Source organism: Paenibacillus sp. sgz302114 (genome assembly GCF_056120345.1).
In genome coordinates this window covers 126,771-147,371 of record NZ_JBVYOI010000006.1, presented here as the reverse complement: position 1 = coordinate 147,371, position 20,601 = coordinate 126,771, and the positions used below count along the sequence as shown (strand labels likewise).

The following is a 20,601-nucleotide window of genomic DNA, read 5'->3' as shown; positions in this document are numbered from 1 at the left end:
AAAAGATAAAGGAGGAGTCAACATGAATAGCAGCTGGTTCCGCAAATTGCTTTTATCTTATCTTCCCGTGTTTTTTGTCGTGGTTACGATTCTTTTCTTTGTCTTCTTCCAATCTTTGAATGAACAGAACCGCAAAGAAGCGATTAAAGCGAACGAGTTTTTGACGCAGCAGGTCGTCCTGTTTACGGATAATTCGCTGAAGACCTTGAACTATCAGGTGCTGCGAGACACGCTTACGGCCGAGGAGCTTCGGCTCTTCTTCGGTTCGGACAACGATGATGTGTATCTCAATATTCAAGCAACGAAGCTGATGGATGATTGGAAGCTGAATAATCCGATCATTGACTCGGTCTATATCATCCGCTTAAAAGATAACTTTGTCCTCGGCGACGGCTCGGGACAAGCAACTAAATTCGTCGATCAGCCATTCATCCAGACATATATCAGTCAGAAGGCGACAGCCGGCAAATGGACAGGGAAGCGAAGCTTCCGCCCGTATGCGGTGGAGAAGCCGACGGATGTGATTACACTTGTGCAAGGTTTTCCGCATTTCTCGACCGTCAAATCAGGGTATATTGTCGTCAATGTCAGCTTATCCAAGCTGAAGAAGTCGATAATGCCGATGTATAATCCAAAGCTTACCTACGTGCGAATGATCGATGAACAAGGCGCTGCGTTGATGTCTGACTCCGGGGCCGATGGCGAGAATAGCATATTGTCTCACTATATTTCCCCTTATACGGGCTGGGCTGTGGATAGTGGTCCTACCGGCTGGGGACTTGCTCACGTTGCGCTCAATTTCTACAACATCTGGGTCATTATTGCCCTCATTGCGGTATTGCTGGGCGTAATCTGGGTTGTCCATATAACCCGTCGCAATTATAAACCGATCAGTCAGCTTGTCTCGCTTATTCGGACTAGCGCTTTAATCAATCCGTATAAGGGACAGTCGGGCAGCAATGAGTTCGGCTTTATTCAAGGTGCTCTGGAGCAGCTGCTGGAAGAGACATCGAAGTCGATGCAGCAGAACCAAGAAGCCATTATTCTCCGCAAGAAGCATCGGTTTCAAGAAGCGGTGGAGGGCATTGTCCCCATTCGTGAATCGGAATGGATGGCGGATCTGCTTGCATTGCAGGTGAATCCGGTCGGTACGCAAGCGTTCGTGCTTGTGGTCGAGATCGATCGTTATCAGCAGTTTATCGAAGCCTATCACCGTCAAGATCAATCGATTCTGAAATTCGTCTTATCCAGCGTGACCGGAGAGATGGCTGGTCTCCGAAATGCAACGACTTGGGCGGAATGGATAACGGAGCGCAGGCTGTCGGCCATTATTTGGGTGCCGGATGACGCTGACGGCGATGAGCTGAGCGTGCAGATCGGGGAACAAATTGTACAGTGGGTTCAGAGCAACTTAAGCTTCACGGTCACCATCGGGGTTCACGGCTTTGCTTCGAATTTGGAGGAAATCCGCCGCTCCCATGAGATCGCCGGCAACCTGCTGCAGTACAAGGCTGTGCTTGGTACAGGCCGGCTCCTTCGTCCCGCACAGATGGAAGGTTCCGAGCAGCGCGTACATGACTATTTCGGGACGATCCATGCGTTATCGCAGTCGGTTCGGATCGCAGACGGGGCATGGCAGAGGCACATCGAAGAGCTGTTCAGCCAGATGCAAGATTCGATCTCATCGCGCAAGGAGATCGAGAGCTTCTTGCAATTTCTCCATCAACAGCTGAACCGGGTATTTCTGGAGCTGTCCAAAGATTATCGCAGCGTGTGGAAGGACAGCGGGGCGGAGCTGCTTGAACTCGGACGGAGCTGGGAGACGCTGGAAGAATTGAAGCGAGGCTGTTTGCGCGTCTTCGAGGAGATGGCAAGCAAGCTGCAGGCACTGAAGGATTCACAACGGACCCGTGCCGTTATTAGCGATATTCGGGCATTTATCGAAGAGAACTATCATAATCCGGAGCTGTCGCTCGATTATTTAAGCGATCAGTTCATGATCCATGCGAAGAACATTAGCAAGCTGTTCAAGGAAGCGTACGGGTACAACTTCGTCGATTTTCTGATCGGGCTGAGGATGGATAAAGCGAAGCAGCTGCTGCTCACAACGGAGCGCTCGCTTCAGGAAATAAGCACAGAGGTCGGATACTTCAATTACAATTCCTTTAATCGTGCGTTCAAGAACGTCGCGGGTGTCTCGCCAAGCGATTATCGCAAACAGCAGACAGGCTAGTATCATTCGCTACACCACCTATTTCTACTACGAACCTTGGGGTTATGCCAGCAACAGCAGGCGGCTCCAAGGTTTTTTTGCTGTTAGGTCATGCCTTAGAGAAAATCATGTTCTGTAGAAAAAAGAGGAGTACACATCTTTCGCAGTGCTAAAAAGCTTGATTTGACGCGTTTTGCGAAAATCGTGGATTTACGGAATCTTACGAATTGCTGCCACTGCGATGGACGGGCTATCATCGAGCTACACAAGAAGTGAACGATACTGACTGAAGGGGTTATGCCGATGGTTCAGACATGGACTCGAGTAAAGCGAAGCTGGGAACTGTATCTCCTCGTCCTGCTTCCGGTTGCTTATCTTATTATTTTCAAGTATATCCCGATGTTCGGGGTAATCATCGCGTTCAAAGATTTTAACATCATTAAAGGGATCATGGGCAGCCCGTGGGTTGGGTTCAAGCACTTCGAAAACTTGTTCCACTCGCCGAACTTCCCGCTGCTCATTAAGAACACGCTGCTCATCAGCTTCTATTCTTTAATAGCTGGCTTCCCGGTGCCGATTCTACTGGCGCTTGCACTGAATGAAGTGCGGACAGGCCTCTTCAAGAGATCGGTCCAAATGATTACCTACGCGCCTCACTTTATTTCGACGGTCGTTATGGTATCCATCATTATCTTAATGCTTTCGCCGCATGTCGGCGTCGTGGATCATATCTTCAGTTTCCTTGGCTTCTCGAATATCAACTTCTTGGGTGAGCCGGGGTTGTTCAAATCGATTTATGTCTGGTCGGGTGTGTGGCAGGAGATGGGGTATGCTTCCATCATCTATATCGCAGCGCTCTCAAGCGTCGATCCTTCGCTCTATGAAGCAGCGCGCATGGACGGTGCATCCAGGTTCAAGAAGATCCTTCATATCGATTTGCCGACACTTATCCCGATTACCGTCACGATGCTCATTCTAAGCCTTGGTAACGTAATGGCGGTCGGATTCGAGAAAATCTATTTGATGCAAAATCCGCTTAACATGAGTACATCCGAGGTTATTTCCACTTATGTGTACAAGGTGGGTCTGCTCGGGGCGAACTTCAGCTTCTCCTCCGCGGTCGGATTGTTCAACTCGATTATCAACTTGATTTTGCTCATCGTTGTCAATGCAATTGCTCGTAAAGTTTCTGAAAACAGTTTGTGGTAGAAAGGCGGACGAACATGCTAATTCAACAAAAAATCAGAGAACCGTTCGGCGATCGCGTTCTACTTGGCATCATCTACACATTGCTTGGCCTGTTGACACTGACGGTCCTTTACCCGTTGTTGTACATTTTAAGCTCGTCTTTTAGCTCGCCTGATGCGGTCGTGTCCGGCAAGGTCTGGCTGTACCCCGTTGAGTTCTCGGCAAGGGCTTACAAGTCGATCTTCCAAAGTACGCAGCTGATGAGAGGCTTCTATAACAGCCTTGTTTACACGGCAGTCGGTACGTTCATCAACGTTGCATTTACCGTATTAATGGCTTTCCCGCTCTCGCAGCGGACGATGCCAGGCCGCAAGTACTTCATGCTTCTAATGATGATTACGATGTTTTTTAGCGGCGGACTCATACCAACTTACCTTTTGGTAAAAAATTTACACATGCTAGATACGCGCTGGGCGCTGTGGCTTCCAGGAGCATTCTCAATCTTCCAGGTTATCATTGCAAGAACATTCTTCATGTCTTCCATTCCGGCGGAGCTGCAGGAAGCTTCCCAAATGGATGGCTGCCGAGATATGCGTTACCTGTGGAGCGTCGCGCTGCCGCTTTCCAAGCCTATACTAGCGGTTATGACGCTTATGTATGCGGTTGGACATTGGAATGCATACTTCGATGCACTGATCTATCTAAGATCAGAGAATCTATTCCCGCTGCAGTATGTGCTGCGTAACCTGCTCATTCTGAATGCGGCCGATCCGGAAATGCTGGCGAATACCGCCCAAAGCTTGCGGGACAAAGGCTTTGAAGAAGTGTTGAAATATGCACTCATCGTCGTTGCCTGCGTGCCGGTGCTCATTATGTACCCGTTCGTGCAGAAGCATTTCGTTAAAGGGGTTATGATCGGCTCCTTGAAGGGCTGATTATCATAGCAGCTCATGTGAATTCTGGCTGGAGGTGAGGTTGGCAGCGCGGAAGCGCCTGTATCATTAGTCAAGTTGATTGTTACAAGAAGCAGGGGGAACTGTCTGAAGGCGACTTCAAGGCAGGTGCAGCAAACTTTAGACCAATCACAAGGGGGAAGCGCTTTGAAAAAGTCAATCTTGGTATCGTTAATGCTTATACTAATTAGCAGCATCGTACTGTCCGCATGTGGCAGCAGCAAAGACAACAACACATCATCAAACACAGATAAGAGCAGCAATGCCGGAGCATCGAATGAGACGTCTACTGAGCCAGTAAATCTTGGCTTCTTCGCTCCACAAGGCAAAGCACCGCTTGAAGATAACGAATATACGAAGCTGATCGAACAGAAGTTTGGCGTCAAAATTAAGTGGGACCTTGCGCCAACGGACGCGCTTGTTGACCGCAGACAGCTGCTGCTTGCGAGCGGCGACTACCCGGAAGTATTCCTTGAGGGTAAATTCACGACTTCGGATTTGACGACTTACGGCAAACAAGGCGTGCTCATTCCGCTTAACGATCTGATTGACAAGTATGCGCCGAACATTAAGGCCATGATGGAGAAAAAGCCTTACATGAAAGAAGCGATGACAGCGCCAGACGGCAATATCTACGGCCTCCCGCGTCTTAACGAGTGCTACCACTGTACGTTCTCGCAGAAGTACTGGATGAACAAAGCGTGGCTCGACAAGCTTGGTTTGAAAGTGCCTACAACGACGGATGAACTATATACTGTGCTCAAAGCATTCAAGACGCAAGACCCTAACGGCAACGGTAAAGCAGACGAAATTCCGCTTACTGGCGCACCAAACAAATCGGTTTGGAACGGCAACATCGATGCGTTCATCATGAACTCCTTTATTTACAACGACAATGACAAGTATTTGACTGTAACAGACGGCAAAGTTGATTTTGCCGCGAATAAGCCGGGCTGGAAAGAAGGTCTCGCTTACATGCACAAGCTGTACAGCGAAGGCTTGATCGACAAAGCGGCATTCACACAGAACGACCAAGCGGTTGGTCAGCTTGGCCAGCGTGAGGGCGACGAAATCGTCGGCTCTATCACGACAGCGCTTATCAGCTACCTTGTTAAAGCTTATGAAGATAAAGACGAGCGTCAGAAGCACTGGGTTATCGTGCCTCCGGTCAAAGGACCTGAAGGCGTACAGCTTGCTGGTATGTCGCAAGGCATCAGCGAATTCCCAATGGCAATTACGAACAAAGCAAGCGAAGAGCAGCAAATTGCTGCGATCAAAATCGCAGATTATGCATACAGCGAAGAAGGCGCCCTGTTCAGCGAATACGGCCAGAAGGAAGGCATTGGCTGGAAGAAAGCTGACGCTGGTGAACTGAATATTACAGGTCAGCCTGCTAAATACAGCTTCTCTAACCTGCAAAAGCAAGACGAGAATGTTGTACGCAATGACAGCTGGTCGCTGCTTGGACCGAAAGATCTGTCGAAAGAATTCCGTGATCTGTTCGCAACGGCTCAAGACCCGCTGACAGGCGCAGGCTACGAGAAGCGTCTTGCTGACGCAACGGCAGCTTATGCACCTTATGCACCGAAGGAAACGTATCCGTCTGGCGCCTATGTGAAACCGGAAGACACGGATACAATTGCACAGCTGGCGACATCCATCAAGGATTATGTTAACTCCAACATGGCGCAGTTCATTATCGGCGATAAGGACATTGAGAAAGACTGGGATGGTTATGTGAAAGGGTTCGACGGTCTGAACCTTGAGCAGTATATCCAGATCTATCAAAACGCGATCGAGAAGAAGTAACAATAGTTAGGGCAGATCGGGAAGTATGCCATCAGGCATACTTCCTTCTGTCATTATTTTGGGGAGAATGGGGAGAGCGATTATGCGATACAAGGATGCGGCGCAACCACCTGCGGAGCGGGTGAAGGATCTGCTGTCGAGAATGACGACGGAGGAGAAGATCGGTCAGCTGACGCAGCCTTTCGGTTGGAAAATGTACGAGAAGCAGCAAGGCGGCGCCATTGCGCTCAGCGCTGAGTTTCAAGAGCAGGTTCGCAAGGGCGGCATCGGCTCGCTCTATGGTACGCTTCGTGCGGATCCGTGGACGGAAGTGACGCTTGAGAATGGGCTGTCCCCGGCGGAAGGCGTGCGTGCGGTCAATGAAATCCAACGTTACGCAGTGGAGGAGTCCAGGCTCGGCATTCCGATTCTGTTCGGGGAAGAATGCTCGCACGGCCATATGGCGATTGGCGCGACGGTATTCCCGGTTCCGCTGTTGATTGGCAGCACGTGGAATGTGCCGCTATATGAGGAGATGTGCCGCGCAGTTGCGCTTGAGACGCGCAGCCAAGGCGGGGCGGCGACCTATTCGCCCGTACTCGACGTCGTTCGCGATCCACGCTGGGGTCGTACGGAGGAGTGCTTCGGCGAGGACCCTTATTTGATTGGCGAGCTGGCGACGGCATCCGTTCAAGGGCTGCAAGGAGATCGGCTTGATGGCGAAGGCAGCTTGATTGCGACGTTGAAGCATTTTGTTGCGTATGGCGCTTCGGAGGGCGGACGCAATGCCGGTCCTGCGCATATCGGCAAGCGGGAGCTGCATGAGGTCGACTTGTACCCGTTCCGCAAAGGCGTGGAAGCGGGCGCGATGTCGATTATGCCAGCATATAACGAGATCGACGGCGTGCCATGCACCTCGAACGACGAGCTTCTGAACGGCTTGCTGCGTGAGGAGTGGGGCTTCGACGGGTTCATCATTACGGACTGCGGCGCCATCAATATGCTAGCGTGGGGCCATGATGTCGCGAAGGATGGCGCTGAAGCGTCAGCGATGTCGCTGAAGGCGGGCATTGATATGGAGATGTCCGGGGCGATGTTCGGCGTTCATCTGCAGGAGGCGCTGGGGCAGGGACTAATTACGGAAACGGACTTGGACCGTGCGGCAAGCCGAGTGCTTGCGGCGAAGTTCAAGCTCGGCTTGTTCGATCGCCCTTATGTAGATCCAGCGCTAGCTGCGCGGATTATCGGCTGCAAGGAGCATCGCGAATTGGCGCGGGAGATTGCGCGTCAAGGTATTGTGTTGCTGAAGAACGAGGCAAGCGCGCTTCCGCTCTCGAAAGCGGGAACTGGCAAGATTGCGGTCATCGGTCCGAACGCGGACAATACCTACAATCAGCTGGGGGATTACACGTCACCGCAGCCGCGGGAGAACATCGTTACGCTGCTTGGCGGAATCCGGGAGACGCTTGGCGAGAACGGAGCGGACCGTGTGCTGTTAGCGCCGGGCTGCCGCATTCAAGGAGACTCCCGCGAGGGCTTCGCTTCTGCGCTCGCAGCGGCGGAGCAGGCGGATGTCGTCGTGCTTGCGCTTGGCGGGTCCAGCGCGCGCGACTTCGGCGAAGGAACGATCGACCTGCGCACAGGCGCTTCGGTCGTGTCGGGACTTGCGCAGAGCGAAATGGAGTGCGGGGAAGGCATTGATCGCACGGGCCTTCATCTTATGGGCGTACAGCTGGAGCTGGCACAGGCCATTCATCAGCTCGGCAAGCGGCTCATCGTGGTGTACATTAACGGCCGCCCAATTGTGGAGCCGTGGATTGACGAGCATGCCGATGCCATTGTAGAAGCTTGGTATCCGGGCCAAGAGGGCGGCGCAGCGCTTGCTGATATTCTGTTCGGGGATGTGAATCCGTCCGGCAGACTGACGATCTCTGTACCGAAGCACGTCGGTCAGCTTCCGGTGTACTACTACGGCAAGCGCAGCCGGGGCAAGCGTTACCTGGAGATGGATGTGAAGCCTCGGTATCCGTTCGGTTACGGACTGAGCTACACCACATTCGAGTACAGCGGTTTGACGCTGTCTTCGGAGCAGATCTCAGTGGACGGCGAGGCTGTCGCGACGGTAAATGTAACGAATACAGGCACGGTAGCAGGCACTGAGGTCGTTCAGTTGTATATTGGCGATAAAGTCAGCTCGATAACGCGTCCAGCGAAGGAGTTGAAGGGCTTCGCGCGCGTGGCGCTTGAGCCGGGAGAGACTCGTAAGGTCAGCTTCACGATTGGTAGAGAACAGCTGCAAATGCTGGATCGGCAGCTGAAGCCGGTTGTAGAACCGGGAGAATTCGAAATTATGGTTGGACGGAACGTAGAAGACGTATTACGAACGACGCTTGTCGTAGCAGAAGAGGTGTAAGGAATTGTATCGTATTCATCGGTTTATAAGGAATTTATCGGAACGTCAGTGGGCGGAGATGGTGCCGCTTCGGGATTGGAACATGCGGAAGGTCAACTATATTTTGCCTGGGCAATATGAGCCGCTTGAGGGCAGTGAAGAGACAAGCTTGCTGAGCGATATGAAGCTCGACGGAAAGCATGGCATTACTTATTTTCTGACGAAGAAAATTACGATTCCTGCCGAGTGGGAGCACGGAACGGCTGGTTTAACGGTTAGCGGCGGCGGGGAAGGGCTGCTGCGCGTGAACGGTGATTCCTATCAGGGGCTGGATCGCAATCATAATTTTGTACCGCTGTATTTGGACGGAGTAGGCCATACGCCGCTGCTTGAGATTGAGCTGTACGATCCGATTCCTGAGCCGTTCGATCCGCTGAACAATCAAGAGACGAAGGCCCAGCCGATTACGCAGTATGACATTACGCTTGTTCGCGTGAACAAGCCGGTGCAGAGCTTGCTGCGAAGCGTGCAGGCTGTATATGAAACGATGCGGCTGCTGCCGGAATCGGACGCTGATGCTGCTCGCCAGCAGATGCTGGATTTGCTATATCGAACAATGCGAGAAACAGAGTCCTTAATTGAGGCGCAATGGATTGAAGGCGGACGGATCGCGGAGATCGAGCAGTCGCTTGCTGAACGCGTGCGCGAACAGTTCCCTGCCAGCCCTTTGCAAGGAAAGATGCATATGGTCGGCCAATCGCATATTGATATTGCGTGGCTGTGGCCTGTCCGCGAGACGGTCCGTAAGGTGAGCCGCACGTTCTCGACAATGACGTCGCTGATGGAGGAATTTCCGGACTTCGTTTATTCGCAGAGCCAGCCGCTGCTGTATGATTTTGTGAAGGAACAGGATCCTGCACTCTATGCGAAGATCAAACGGGCAATCGCAGAGGGCCGCTGGGAGCTCGTCGGCGGTATGTGGATTGAGCCGGATCTCAACATCCCGAGCGGGGAGTCGCTCGTCCGTCAGCTGCTGCACGGTCAGCTCTTCTACAGCGAGGAGTTCGGCAAGCGCGCGACCATTGAATGGCTGCCGGATACGTTCGGCTACAGCGCTTCGCTGCCGCAGCTGTTGAAGCTGGCGGGGATCGACTATTTCATGACGACGAAACTCAATTGGAACGACACGAATAAGTTCCCGCATGAGCTGTTCCGCTGGGTAGGCATCGATGGGACCCCGATCATCTCATACTTGAATCACGGCGTTAATGAGCATACGCGTCCCAAAGATGTGAAGGAACACTGGGAAGCTTACCGCCAGAAGGATAAGCTGGACGAGCTGATGCTCCTATATGGGCATGGCGACGGTGGCGGCGGCGTTACGCGCGAGATGGTGGAATTCGTGCATCGCACCGAGCTAATGCCGGGCCTTCCAGTAAGCCGCTTCAGTACGGCGGGCGCATTTTTCGAGTCCGTCTCGAAGATTGAGGATACGCTGCCGGAGTGGCATGGCGACCTCTACTTGGAGCTGCACCGCGGTACGCTCACGACGCACGGACGGAACAAACGGTCTAACCGCAAAGCTGAGGTGCTGTACCGTAACGCTGAGATTTGGGGCACATTCGCAAGGTTATATGCAGGGGTAACCGGGGATGCGGCTCTAGAGGCGCTGAACAAAGGTTGGAAGCTGATGATGCTGAACCAGTTCCACGATATCATTCCGGGAACGGCGATTACGGAATCGTATGTGACCTCTGCTGCTGAATACGGAGAGGTCTTCGCGCTTGGCAATCAGGAGCTGGATAAGGCGCTTCGCGCGATTGCAGGTCAGGTTTCGGCGGCATCTTCTGAGGAGACTGGCGAAGGCACGCCGTATGTCGTGTTCAATAGCCTCGGCTGGGAGCGGGACGAGACCGTTCTAATCGAGGGCGGTCTGGAGCTGGCAGGTTTGAGCGCGTTCGATGATGCGGGCAACCTGCTTGCGTCGGACTGGATCGCAGGGGCGGATGGCTTGAAGCCGGCCTTGGCGATTGCTGTGACGGGAATCCCTGCTTTTGGCTATAAGACGATTTGGTTGAAGGAAGCGGCAGGTGCTGGTACTGGCGTTGGCGCTGGAGAGCTGCCTTGTATGTCTGTGTGGGAAACGCCTCACTACAAGCTAGAGTTTAATGAGCGTGGCGAGATCACTCGCTTGTTCGATAAAGCGGCGGAGCGCGAGGTACTGCCGGAAGGCGCGAAGGCGAACGAGCTTCAATTCTTCCATGACAGACCGCTGTACTGGGATGCATGGGATATCGATGCGAAGTACGAGCAGCAGCGCGCGGGAGAAGCTGAGCTTCTGGAGCGGAAAGTCGTTGTTTCCGGCGAGGCGCTTGATATTCTTCGCTTCGAATGGCGCTTGAACGATTCGCGGATTACGCAGGATCTGGTGTTGTATCATAATGAGAAGCGGATTGATTTCAAGACACGCGTACAGTGGCACGAGAGCCATAAGTTGCTGAAGGTTGCGTTCCCAGTCGATGTTCTGGCGACGAAAGCGACCTATGAAATTCCGTTCGGCGCCTTGGAGCGTCCGACGCATCGCAATACGAGCTGGGAGCAGGCGCAGTATGAAGTGTGCAGCCATCGCTGGGCCGATGTTTCTGAAGGCGGCTATGGCGTCAGCTTGCTCAATGATTGCAAGTACGGCTATGACGTGAAGGACAGCGTGCTTCGCCTGTCGCTGCTGCGTGCGCCGAAATGGCCGGATGCGACAGCGGATCAAGGCGAGCACGAGTTCACATACTCGCTCCTGCCGCATGCTGGTGATTGGCGCTCGGCAGGTGTCGTTCGCAGGGCAGCTGAACTGAACAGCCCGGCAGTTGCGGTTGTGGGCGAGGGTTCGGAGAGCGCTAGCGGTACGAACGCAGAGGCGCTGCCGTCGGTACAAGCGTTGCTGGAGCTGGACAGCCGCTCGGTCATTCTCGATACCGTGAAGCAGGAGGAGCGCGGGGCGGGTACGATTATTCGCTTCTACGAGTCAACGGGCAGCCGCGACCGGATCACGCTGCGCTTGCCGGCATCAATAAAGCAGGCGAGCATCGTCAACCTGCTCGAAGAAGAGCTCGAGCCGTGCAGCATCAGTGCGGATGGAACGATCACGTTGACGTTCAAGCCGTATGAGATCAAGTCGATTAGAGTGGAATAGCTGCATAAATAGAAGAACCTTCAGCACCGCGAGTGATTCGTGGCTGCTGAAGGTTCTTTTGGCGTTGTGGTCCGAGCGTTCAGCTGCTGCCTAACGCGCGGGCTGGTGTTTCCGATCCCGATCGTGGAACCAACCAGCTGGAATAAGTGCGAATATCCACTTATCCGAAGCATTTCCTCGGCAATGCTTGCTCATAAGTGCGAAAAACCACTTATTATCGGCAGAATGACTGATTATCCGGGATTGAGTTGCAAATAAGTGGGTTTTTACACTTATCTCAATCGAAACTCCGCTAACCCAGCCAAATAAGCGCGAAAACTCACTTATTCTTGCTGCTCTCAGCAGCCGCAACACGATAGGGCGCTTGGTCGTCGCGTCCCTAGCGCCGCCGAATCTCAAAAAACTCGCAGGCCGAGCGGTCGTGGTACGCCACGTCGCTGACGCTGGATTGGCTGACGACGGTGGTGTCGTCGAAGCGGATAATGACGCCGCCCGAATCGACGATATGATCGTCTTTGTAGACTCGAAGCCGGAACTGGCGCTCCATCGCCTCGGTGAAATCTTCATCCGTCACTAAACGGCGGTACAAGGCCATAATCGCCATTCCTTCCTTATCAGTAGTTATAGATTACGTTCGAAATGGTACTCCATCTCGCCGGCCATCGCTGCCGGCGTGTCGCCTGTCACGCGAAAATCATGCGTATACAGCTGCTCGAAATCGCCGAAATCGACCTGCTTATAAAACTCGAAGCAAGGAAAGCCGTCATGGCTGCCTCGCACCTCAACCTTGCCGTCTTCGCCATGCACAGTAATGTGCAGCTCGTAATCCACCGTCGGCGCATCCGCACGAAGCGGGTTGGCTGCGCTCGCTTTCATGACGAATGAGCAAGACATCGCTCCCCAAGCTTCATCTTCTACCGTGACCCCGTCAGTCGGCGCTTTGCCTTGTTTCATCTCCGATACGCCGCCAGGCATCGTCTGCCGCAAAGTCGTATAGCCTGTATTCGCGAACGTGAACAGCTTGCGCTTCACAAAGTCAACGACGACCTCCTGCTCGACGCGGGAACGTCCCGTATTGACCGTCGCTGGCGAAAATTCACGTGCATCACCTGCATATTCATATATGATACCAGTTTCCGGATCTGTTATGGCTGGAAGCCACTGCAGCCCTCCAATAAATACGCTGCCGCGGATTTTTACAATTGTAGCCATCGTTTAACGCCGCCTCTCTCCACTTCATTTGCTCCGCTTATTCTAACATAGAACAGCGGCTCACATAAATTTCCGAGCACGGTGAAATCCTACTTATACAGGCAAAGCCAAGCATGAAAGTGGGAATTGATGATCATGAATATGCGAAAACGACGCGCCTTGCTCGGCATAACCATAGCAGCGGTGCTTGCGGTGCTGCTGCTAGCGAGTTCAGCCGCAAGTGCGATTGGTGCGCCGCATGGCGGGCCGTATCATTTTGGATTTAAGAAAAGCGTTGGGGGTGCGCTGCCTTCCATTAAGGAGGAGGGGTTCCAGCCGATCCTGGAGCAGCATGGGGCGATATTTCTAGGGGATACGAAGCAGAAGGAGCTGTACTTGACCTTCGACAACGGCTACGAGAACGGCTACACGAGCCGGATTCTAGATGTGCTCAAGGAGAAAGGCGTGCCGGCGATCTTCTTCGTGACCGGTCACTATGTGAAGGATAAGCCGGAGCTCGTGAAGCGAATGGCGGCGGAGGGACATCTGATTGGCAATCATTCCTGGAGCCATCCGGACATGAGCGTCATTTCCAGCAGTCAAATCCATACGGAGCTTGCGAAAGTGAAGACGGCGGTTGCTGAGCTGACGGGACAGCAGGATATGGCGTATCTGCGTCCTCCGAGAGGGATCTTCAACAGTCGGGTGCTGGCTGTAAGTAAAGAGCAAGGGTATACGAGCGTGTTCTGGTCGGTCGCTTACCGGGACTGGGAGCCGAATGAGCAGAAGGGTTGGCGTTATGCGTATGACAATGTGATGAAGCAGCTGCATCCAGGTGCGGTAATTCTGCTGCATTCTGTCTCGAAGGACAACACGGAAGCACTCAGCCAGATTATCGATGCAGCGCGGCAGCAGGGCTATACGTTCAAGCCGCTGAATGAGCTTGCGACGAAGAGTTATTAATTATTGGTGGCAAAATAGTAAGCCCGGTACTCCTACTGCGAGGAGGACCGGGCTATTTATACGGTTAAGCTTCTTCGTCAAACATAGCGGAAAAGAGTTCTCTAGTTCTAGAACCAGACGAATAACGATCGGAACAAGCCGCGCTTGCGCGAAGGCAGGCCGGCTGAGGCTGCAGCTGTTTCAGCGGCAGCGTCGCCGAGCTCCGCCATCGGGGACGCTGGCTTGCGGGCCGTCTCGAACGACGCGGCAAGCTGCTCGACCATGCGGCGCAGCTCGTCAAGCTCCTCGCGGTGCTGAAGCACTTGGGCGGCGACGACTTCGTCGGCCTTCTGCTCCAGCTTGCGCTCGACCGTGCGGATGCGCGCCAGCAGTTCGGTTTCCTCGGGAGCCGCGACTGAGACTGCGACCTCCAGCATAGCTTGATTCATGGGCTGCTGCGCTGCCTGCGCTTGAGCCTGCTCCGGTTCAGGCAATACGATCTGATCCATCGTCTCGCCATTCTCGAGCGCTGTTTTGATTAGTCCGAGCATGGCAAGATCCTGCTGCGTGAAGATATAGTGTCCGAAGCGGTCCTTTTGGAAGTAGTGCGGGAAGTGGGAGGCCCAGCGTTTGACCGTTGTTTGGCTCACGTTCAGCGACTCAGCTGCATCCTTGCTTTTAACAAGTTCCATCATTCCAATCACTCCGTTCAGATGTGGTATATAACGAAGTATTCGAGCTATAAATGCGTGTCCCTGCACGGGTGACAAAGGAAGTGCTCATTCGCTAAACATAGTGGTTTTGCGCTAGTTATTGCGTTGGATAAGGAGTAGAAGCAGGAGATCATGCGGAGATGGCGAATGAGAACAATGGAAATAGTAGGAAAAATTACCGATTCTGATTGAATGAGAGGAGGGTATGCGTATATGTCACGATTGACTGGAAGCTCTATGCAAGGTCTACACTATAAACAACAGCGGTTGTTTGTATGGAGCTTCGCAAGATCTACCGCCTAGTTTATAGGATAGACTTTGCTACCTTAAAGAATTTATTTTAAGGAGCAGAGCGAATATGAAATATATAAAAGCAGATGTTATTTTCCCAGCAGAGTTGTTGAAGGAAATACAGAAGTATGTGAGCGGCGGCATGGTTTACATTCCAACGCCTGAAGGTTCGAAGAAGCAATGGGGAGAAAATTCCGGCAGCAAGCAGATGTTGAGGCGCAGAAACGAAGAAATATGCCAACAGTTCTCCGCTGGCGTCACAATAGACGAGCTTTCGTCACGCTATTGTCTCTCTTGCGATAGTATCAAAAAAATTGTCTATAACCGGAGCAAACCGGCAAAAGTCGCATCGGACTAATGGATGCGACTTTTTTTATGCCATAAATAGCTCTAACCATTTGTTATATATATCCAGATAAAGCCATCCCCTATAATAACCTTATTCATATGAATAAATGATTGATGAGGGGGCAACACCATGCCGAAAACGACACGCGGAAAATCGCTCTGGAACACTCCGTCCCACGGGCGCGGAACATGTCCAGCATGCGGGACGACCAGAATCAAGCTGCTATACTCCCGGTCCAGAACGGACGGAAAAATTATAAAAGTATGCAAGCTTTGCCGTAATGCGTCCCAAGCGAAGCTGGACGGTACTCAGTCGTAGGATGCAGTATCTGATTTATAACGAAAAGCGGCGCAGGATCAAACTCCTGCGCCGCTTTTGCTGTTCGCGCGGTACGACGGTGCCGTACCGTCTTCCCTCCACTAAGGCTATTTGCTCTCGTTCGCGTTCGCGCTATCCGAAGCGGCTGCATCATCCGCTGCTTTATCTGAAGCGTTCGCGCTCACACTTGGCTCGCTCGCGGCTCTGCTGCTGCCCGCCAGCGAATTCACATCAATGAATGGCGTCGCACCGCCTGTTACGCTCGGCAGACGACCATCCCACTTATCGACCGCCATCTCCTGCACCTCGATCTGCTTCAGCTGAACGAGCTCCGGCGTCACTTCCTGTTTCTTCAGCTTAAGCGATTCCGCTTCCGCCTGCGCCTGCGCGACCTTCTGCTTCGCTTCGATCTGCACACGCTTGAGATCGTTCTCCGCCTTCAACGCCTGCTGCTGCGCCACTTGCTTCGCCTCAATCGATTGATTGAACGCATCCGAGAACTTGAAATTCACGATGTTAATATCGGCGACGATAAGGTTGTATTTGGCGAGCCGCGTCGTTAGATGCTCCCGCACTTCGCCTGCAACGATGTCACGCTTGGCAATCAGATCCTCCGCCGGGTACCGTGCCGTCACTTCCTTCACAATCTCCTGTATCGCCGGATTAACGATGACGTTATCGAAGGAGCCTCCGACGTTGTTCATCAGCTTATAAGCAGCCGCTTTATCAACAGCGTAGTTAACGGCGACATGCGTGGACACCGGCTGCAGGTCTTTGGAGGAAGCCGACGTATCGGTCTCGGCCTTGGTCACCTGCACGTTCACTTGGATAATGCTCTGCACGAACGGGATTTTCATATGAATGCCTGGCGCTAGTATGTTATTATTCAGTTTGCCGAACGTTTTGTATAAGCCGACGTTGCCGTATTGGACGGTGGCAAAGCCGTTAAAAGCGATAATGAGGCCGACGACGACAAGAGCCGAAAGCCAGATATAAGGCTTAAAGTTCACTTTCTTCGTATTCGGTTCGACGACATGCATGCATGAACCCCTCCACAATCGTTTTTTTGATACTCATAGGTATGCGTTTGTTATGGATACATACGGATTATCGAGGCAATGGTAACAATAGATTTAGCACGAGAGGAAGGGGAACAGGGCAATGGAGCATACAGCACAGGAAGTGGCGGAATGGATGATGAAGGAGCTGCAAGCGGTGGGCATTCTGCGTCAGGAGCAAGTCGTCGCGCATATTAAAGCGCATTACGGCGAGCATTTCATCTACGTGAATGAGAACGGCAATGAGTCGATTGACAAAGAAGTGAAGAAGGCATTTAAAAAGCTGCACGGCGGGCGCGCAGCTTGGGAGCGGGACGGATTTTTCTGGGCGTGGACATAAGACGGAGCGAGAGCTATTAGGCGCAACACGAGCCCTATTCCGAGTTTATGGGATGTTTAAGCTGATCATGGTACAGATCGAAGTATACGGAACCGTCGGTTCCACGCACGGCATAACACACGTCGTCAAGCGTCAGTCCACGGCGCCGCATCTGCTTGTTTAACCAATCCATATCAAGCCCGCTGTTCTCCATATTGGTAATGGCGGGCTTGCCGTCCATAATGAGCTCGACGGGGAAGTGGCTCTCAGCAGGCGTCTTCACGCCTAGATCCTTCTTCGTCACCTGACGGAACTGCGGCTTCTTCAGCACCGACAGCTTGCCGTTCAGCTCCAATACCGCATACTCGACTTCATGAATGTCGAAAATATCTTTCTCCCTCAGCTCCTGATTGAGCGTATCGAGCGAGAAGCGCAGCTTGCGAAGGTTGTGCTCGAGGATTTTGCCGTTTTCGATCATGATCGTCGGCTTGCCGGACAACCATTTGCGCAGATAACGGCTATGAAGGGAGACGAATGCAATAAGGAAAGCAATTCCGCTGAAAGTCAGCAGGGCTGTAATTTGGTTCCACGATTTCAGATCGGTGTTGAACGCCAAATTCGCTGTAATGGCCCCGAGTGTAATGGTGGATACGAAGTCGTGATAGGTTAACTGGGTTAACGTTTGTTTTCCGATAATGCGCGCAATGATCATGATAAGAACGAATGCGGCGATAGAGCGGATGATCGTCTCGACTGTTGTATTCATTGGGCTTGTTGTACTCCTCGCAGCTAACAGAGTGTTCCACTAGTGTAACCGCGAGTCCGAAGTGTCATCCGGTTTAGACGTCGTAGTCTATTTTGCCATCGGCGTGAATCGTTAGTTTCGCTTCGGCGTTGTTATAATCGACGATTCCGTGTGTAGAATAATACCATGTCTTCTTGTCGACGGTGCCGCTCTCAATCAAGAAGATATTCAGCTCATCGTTGTGACGACAGATGTCCTCCGCAATTGCAGTATCTGCCAGGTCGATGGTCAGCTTCCAGCCTTCGCGGTCGCTCGCAGGCGTAATGGAAAAGCTCACTTCATGCTTCTTCGAATCGAGAAATAAGCGGCCGCCAACGGTGTGGCGAATGTACAAATGATCCATAGCGATCCCTCCTTGACAAGCTTACTATAGCACACTATTATACTTACATAAAGTAAGTAGATATACAAAATTTCAATTATATAAAGGGGTGTTCTATTTATGATTACGACGTATCCGGCTTCATCGCGTTACTCGGGTGATATGGGCTGGCTCCAGTTTAATTTTAGTTTCTCTTTTGCGGATTATTACGATCCGAACAACATGAATTTTGGCCCGCTGCGGGTATTTAACGAGGATTATATTCAACCTGGCAAAGGATTCGGAACACATCCGCACCGCGATATGGAGATCGTCACGGTAGTCATTAGCGGCGAGCTGGCACATGAGGACAACACGGGCGGCAAAGAAGTTCTGCGTGTGGGCGAAGTGCAGCGGATGACGGCTGGAACGGGCATCCTGCATTCCGAAGTCAATCCGTCGAGCACGGAAGTTGCGAACATTATGCAGCTGTGGTTCCTCCCGGAGGAGAAGGGGCTTACGCCATCATATGAGCAGAAGGCATTCGATCAGAACGCTATGGTTAATGCGCTGCTTCCAATCGTATCGAAGAGCATCCAAGGCGAGTCGATCACGACCATCCATCAGGATCTAACGATTTACCTGTCGAAGCCGGAAGCAGGCAAGACCGTTACCTTTAACCAAGCGCCTGACCGCAAAATCTACCTGTTTGTCATTAGCGGCGACATTACGCTGAATGGATCGGAACGATTGAACCGCAGCGATGCAGCGCGCATAACGGATGTAACCGAGCTTGCGATCACGTCGGAGAACGGCGGGCAGTTCATGCTGATTGATTTGCCGTAACAATTGGCTGGCCATAAGGGCTGCATAAGTTGCTCCGCTGCCGTCAACAATAGGGAGTATCTATCACTCTAGTAAATGGAGGGGATTCTCTTGAATTACAGACCGGCACAGCTGGACGGCCAAGCACTAGCGCGTCTGCAGCAGCTTGAAGCAGAGCTGAGGCAGCTGACATCGGACAACAACATCGTTATTGTCGCGTATCAGACTTCCGCGGAGCGGTTCGAGTCGCAGGGCGAGCAGTAGAGAACAAGTAGTGGGCAATTGCGAGTAATGGGATAGGATGAAACTTTAGAGCACGGACTCCGCATAAGGCCGGGGCTGTGCTTTTTTTTTCGTCGGTTGGTCGGGGTGGCGTTTAATTGCTTAAAAGACGTGCATTTGAGCACGCCTTTTTTATATTTTTATACGCGGCAAATTTCCTTTGGGCAATTCTCGCAGTAGCACAAATCGCGCAAATGTTGAATGTTCTCAATGACCAGATATCCTTTATCACTTGAAATGACCTGATCTTTCTTCAAATCGCTCAACATCCGGTTGATGCTCTCGCGAGTTGTTCCGATCATATCGCCCAGCTCCGAATTGGTCAGCTTCTTGGTAATTTTGAGGCGTCCTTCTATCTCTACACCATAAGTGTTACCGAGCCGAATCAACATCGAGCATAGCGCTCCTGTCTTCCCGAATAGTATCAAATCGCGAATACGCGTCTGCGTCAGTCTATGCATGAGACCCATCCACTTCATAAATTCCACGGCAAAATCCCCGTATTGCGACACCAGTGATTCCAAAGCCTTGCGCGGGATCATTCCGATTGTTGCATCTTCTAGCGCCACTGCACCGAACGAGTGAGCGGATTCGTTGAACGGATCGATCTGACCGAACAAATCGCCATCGCGATGCAAGTAGATGGTCAGTTGTCTCCCATCGTCAGTCGCTTTCGTGATCCGTACACTGCCATGAAGTAGAAAATAGAGCTTATCTGCCGGATCGCCTTCCCTGTATACGTATGAGCCTGCAGCAAGCTTGCTTTTCTGCATTGCGGATTTCATTCTGGCAAGCTGTCCGCTTGAGAAGCACGCCGTGTTCGACGTTTCTACGTTTTGTCCGTTTACCAAGCTTAGCCCTCCCGAAAACGCTTTGCCTATATCATAATTCAAATCACAACTCTGAGCTGTGATGGAAGTCACACAAACAGAACTTTGTTAACGCGGACTGATTCGATAATATAATCTGGCCTGGTTGTGATCAACATCACAGCGGGTTTGGAGTTGCTATGCTTTAATAGACGTTGTAGAACATGGAACTTACACGTCAATCCGTCTGGAAGGGGACTGAAGATGCGGACCATTACATGCGAGGTATGCAAAAAGGTGAACGGTCATGGTGAGGTCTGACGGAACTGGATCTGTGAGGACTGCAAAGTCGGCGATCCCGGCTTTGTCTCGCCAGGGGAGCTAACGGAGAAGGAAGAATCGGATACATCGACAAACGATTAGCGCACAATATATGATGCATGATGGAACTGCCTGAGAGGGCAGTTCCATTTTTGTTGATCATTGGTTAACAGGAAGTATCCGTCCGAGGTCTTCACGACGAACTGCTTCTTTGAGTCCTCGTTCAGTACAGTATAATCTTCAAATTTTAGATTAGTCAACGTGACTATGCTGCCTATCTTCCCCTCGCTCAACCCGCTCGAAGCGCGCCTCAGGAACTTTTACTCCACAGTAGTTCCTACTCTATTTTATCTAGTT

At 52.1% G+C, this 20,601-nt stretch carries 19 protein-coding genes; 12 read left to right on the top strand and 7 right to left on the bottom strand.

What is annotated here, in order from left to right:
- Positions 1 to 22: 22 nt before the first annotated feature.
- From AC0LWF_RS17170 to AC0LWF_RS17145, 6 genes are all read left to right on the top strand, one after another.
- The gene (locus tag AC0LWF_RS17170) at positions 23 to 2,233 is read left to right on the top strand and encodes a helix-turn-helix domain-containing protein (RefSeq protein ID WP_474652761.1); all 2,211 of its coding nucleotides are present in this window, start codon (positions 23 to 25) and stop codon (positions 2,231 to 2,233) included.
- 282 nt (positions 2,234 to 2,515) lie between these two features.
- Positions 2,516 to 3,421 carry an ABC transporter permease gene (locus AC0LWF_RS17165; RefSeq protein ID WP_474652760.1) on the top strand — a complete coding sequence of 302 codons (906 nt, stop codon included), beginning with the start codon at positions 2,516 to 2,518 and terminating at the stop codon, positions 3,419 to 3,421.
- Positions 3,422 to 3,435: 14 nt separating this feature from the next.
- Positions 3,436 to 4,335 (top strand): carbohydrate ABC transporter permease, encoded by a 900-nt coding sequence (locus AC0LWF_RS17160; RefSeq protein WP_474652759.1) that lies wholly within the window; start codon positions 3,436 to 3,438, stop codon positions 4,333 to 4,335.
- Between the two features lie 165 nt (positions 4,336 to 4,500).
- Entirely contained in the window at positions 4,501 to 6,162 is a 1,662-nt protein-coding gene (locus AC0LWF_RS17155) for a type 2 periplasmic-binding domain-containing protein (RefSeq protein ID WP_474652758.1), read from the top strand.
- An 82-nt stretch (positions 6,163 to 6,244) separates the two neighbouring features.
- On the top strand, positions 6,245 to 8,554 hold the full coding sequence (locus AC0LWF_RS17150) for a glycoside hydrolase family 3 N-terminal domain-containing protein (RefSeq protein WP_474652757.1): 2,310 nt from the start codon (positions 6,245 to 6,247) through the stop codon (positions 8,552 to 8,554).
- Between the two features lie 4 nt (positions 8,555 to 8,558).
- Positions 8,559 to 11,720 (top strand): alpha-mannosidase, encoded by a 3,162-nt coding sequence (locus AC0LWF_RS17145; protein WP_474652756.1) that lies wholly within the window; start codon positions 8,559 to 8,561, stop codon positions 11,718 to 11,720.
- Between the two features lie 379 nt (positions 11,721 to 12,099).
- Here AC0LWF_RS17145 and AC0LWF_RS17140 read toward each other — a convergent pair whose 3' ends face one another.
- Entirely contained in the window at positions 12,100 to 12,315 is a 216-nt protein-coding gene (locus tag AC0LWF_RS17140) for a hypothetical protein (protein ID WP_474652755.1), read from the bottom strand.
- A 26-nt stretch (positions 12,316 to 12,341) separates the two neighbouring features.
- Positions 12,342 to 12,932: a DUF3238 domain-containing protein gene (locus tag AC0LWF_RS17135; protein WP_474652754.1), complete on the bottom strand. Its 591-nt coding sequence runs from the start codon at positions 12,930 to 12,932 to the stop codon at positions 12,342 to 12,344.
- Between the two features lie 141 nt (positions 12,933 to 13,073).
- Here AC0LWF_RS17135 and pdaA point away from each other — a divergent pair, with 141 nt between their 5' ends.
- Positions 13,074 to 13,874, top strand: coding sequence for a delta-lactam-biosynthetic de-N-acetylase (pdaA, locus tag AC0LWF_RS17130; RefSeq protein ID WP_474652899.1), 801 nt, complete (start codon positions 13,074 to 13,076; stop codon positions 13,872 to 13,874).
- A 107-nt stretch (positions 13,875 to 13,981) separates the two neighbouring features.
- Here pdaA and AC0LWF_RS17125 read toward each other — a convergent pair whose 3' ends face one another.
- Positions 13,982 to 14,548 carry a MerR family transcriptional regulator gene (locus tag AC0LWF_RS17125; RefSeq protein WP_474652753.1) on the bottom strand — a complete coding sequence of 189 codons (567 nt, stop codon included), beginning with the start codon at positions 14,546 to 14,548 and terminating at the stop codon, positions 13,982 to 13,984.
- Positions 14,549 to 14,924: 376 nt separating this feature from the next.
- Between AC0LWF_RS17125 and AC0LWF_RS17120 the strand changes: the two genes are divergently transcribed.
- Together AC0LWF_RS17120 and AC0LWF_RS28020 are read left to right on the top strand one after the other, a co-directional pair.
- The gene (locus AC0LWF_RS17120; RefSeq protein WP_474652752.1) at positions 14,925 to 15,215 is read left to right on the top strand and encodes a CD3324 family protein; all 291 of its coding nucleotides are present in this window, start codon (positions 14,925 to 14,927) and stop codon (positions 15,213 to 15,215) included.
- A gap of 120 nt (positions 15,216 to 15,335) precedes the next feature.
- Positions 15,336 to 15,524 (top strand): hypothetical protein, encoded by a 189-nt coding sequence (locus AC0LWF_RS28020; RefSeq protein ID WP_488656655.1) that lies wholly within the window; start codon positions 15,336 to 15,338, stop codon positions 15,522 to 15,524.
- Between the two features lie 107 nt (positions 15,525 to 15,631).
- On the opposite strand, the gene AC0LWF_RS17115 is transcribed toward AC0LWF_RS28020, so the two are convergent.
- Positions 15,632 to 16,564, bottom strand: a complete 933-nt coding sequence (locus AC0LWF_RS17115) for a prohibitin family protein (RefSeq protein WP_474652751.1) — start codon at positions 16,562 to 16,564, stop codon at positions 15,632 to 15,634.
- Between the two features lie 121 nt (positions 16,565 to 16,685).
- On the opposite strand from AC0LWF_RS17115, the gene AC0LWF_RS17110 reads away from it, so the two are divergent.
- Positions 16,686 to 16,922: a DUF6953 family protein gene (locus tag AC0LWF_RS17110; protein ID WP_474652750.1), complete on the top strand. Its 237-nt coding sequence runs from the start codon at positions 16,686 to 16,688 to the stop codon at positions 16,920 to 16,922.
- 34 nt (positions 16,923 to 16,956) lie between these two features.
- Here AC0LWF_RS17110 and AC0LWF_RS17105 read toward each other — a convergent pair whose 3' ends face one another.
- Together AC0LWF_RS17105 and AC0LWF_RS17100 are read right to left on the bottom strand one after the other, a co-directional pair.
- Positions 16,957 to 17,667 carry a DUF421 domain-containing protein gene (locus AC0LWF_RS17105; RefSeq protein WP_474652749.1) on the bottom strand — a complete coding sequence of 237 codons (711 nt, stop codon included), beginning with the start codon at positions 17,665 to 17,667 and terminating at the stop codon, positions 16,957 to 16,959.
- Between the two features lie 73 nt (positions 17,668 to 17,740).
- Positions 17,741 to 18,049: a hypothetical protein gene (locus tag AC0LWF_RS17100; RefSeq protein ID WP_474652748.1), complete on the bottom strand. Its 309-nt coding sequence runs from the start codon at positions 18,047 to 18,049 to the stop codon at positions 17,741 to 17,743.
- Positions 18,050 to 18,148: 99 nt separating this feature from the next.
- Here AC0LWF_RS17100 and AC0LWF_RS17095 point away from each other — a divergent pair, with 99 nt between their 5' ends.
- Positions 18,149 to 18,853: a pirin family protein gene (locus AC0LWF_RS17095; RefSeq protein WP_474652747.1), complete on the top strand. Its 705-nt coding sequence runs from the start codon at positions 18,149 to 18,151 to the stop codon at positions 18,851 to 18,853.
- 90 nt (positions 18,854 to 18,943) lie between these two features.
- Positions 18,944 to 19,096: a hypothetical protein gene (locus tag AC0LWF_RS17090; RefSeq protein ID WP_474652746.1), complete on the top strand. Its 153-nt coding sequence runs from the start codon at positions 18,944 to 18,946 to the stop codon at positions 19,094 to 19,096.
- A gap of 158 nt (positions 19,097 to 19,254) precedes the next feature.
- On the opposite strand, the gene AC0LWF_RS17085 is transcribed toward AC0LWF_RS17090, so the two are convergent.
- Positions 19,255 to 19,965, bottom strand: coding sequence for a Crp/Fnr family transcriptional regulator (locus AC0LWF_RS17085; protein WP_474652745.1), 711 nt, complete (start codon positions 19,963 to 19,965; stop codon positions 19,255 to 19,257).
- Between the last annotated feature and the right edge of the window lie 636 nt (positions 19,966 to 20,601).

Excerpts from the sequence above, each read along its gene's own strand:
- AC0LWF_RS17160 (WP_474652759.1), top strand. The coding sequence starts at position 3,436 with ATGCTAATTCAACAAAAAATCAGAGAACCGTTCGGCGATCGCGTTCTA.
- AC0LWF_RS17140 (WP_474652755.1), bottom strand. The coding sequence starts at position 12,315 with ATGGCCTTGTACCGCCGTTTAGTGACGGATGAAGATTTCACCGAGGCG.
- AC0LWF_RS17170 (WP_474652761.1), top strand. The coding sequence starts at position 23 with ATGAATAGCAGCTGGTTCCGCAAATTGCTTTTATCTTATCTTCCCGTG.
- AC0LWF_RS17110 (WP_474652750.1), top strand. The coding sequence starts at position 16,686 with ATGGAGCATACAGCACAGGAAGTGGCGGAATGGATGATGAAGGAGCTG.
- AC0LWF_RS17115 (WP_474652751.1), bottom strand. The coding sequence starts at position 16,564 with ATGCATGTCGTCGAACCGAATACGAAGAAAGTGAACTTTAAGCCTTAT.
- AC0LWF_RS17125 (WP_474652753.1), bottom strand. The coding sequence starts at position 14,548 with ATGATGGAACTTGTTAAAAGCAAGGATGCAGCTGAGTCGCTGAACGTG.
- AC0LWF_RS17165 (WP_474652760.1), top strand. The coding sequence starts at position 2,516 with ATGGTTCAGACATGGACTCGAGTAAAGCGAAGCTGGGAACTGTATCTC.
- AC0LWF_RS17135 (WP_474652754.1), bottom strand. The coding sequence starts at position 12,932 with ATGGCTACAATTGTAAAAATCCGCGGCAGCGTATTTATTGGAGGGCTG.
- AC0LWF_RS17150 (WP_474652757.1), top strand. The coding sequence starts at position 6,245 with ATGCGATACAAGGATGCGGCGCAACCACCTGCGGAGCGGGTGAAGGAT.
- AC0LWF_RS17120 (WP_474652752.1), top strand. The coding sequence starts at position 14,925 with ATGAAATATATAAAAGCAGATGTTATTTTCCCAGCAGAGTTGTTGAAG.
- pdaA (WP_474652899.1), top strand. The coding sequence starts at position 13,074 with ATGCGAAAACGACGCGCCTTGCTCGGCATAACCATAGCAGCGGTGCTT.
- AC0LWF_RS17095 (WP_474652747.1), top strand. The coding sequence starts at position 18,149 with ATGATTACGACGTATCCGGCTTCATCGCGTTACTCGGGTGATATGGGC.
- AC0LWF_RS17105 (WP_474652749.1), bottom strand. The coding sequence starts at position 17,667 with ATGAATACAACAGTCGAGACGATCATCCGCTCTATCGCCGCATTCGTT.
- AC0LWF_RS17100 (WP_474652748.1), bottom strand. The coding sequence starts at position 18,049 with ATGGATCATTTGTACATTCGCCACACCGTTGGCGGCCGCTTATTTCTC.
- AC0LWF_RS28020 (WP_488656655.1), top strand. The coding sequence starts at position 15,336 with ATGCCGAAAACGACACGCGGAAAATCGCTCTGGAACACTCCGTCCCAC.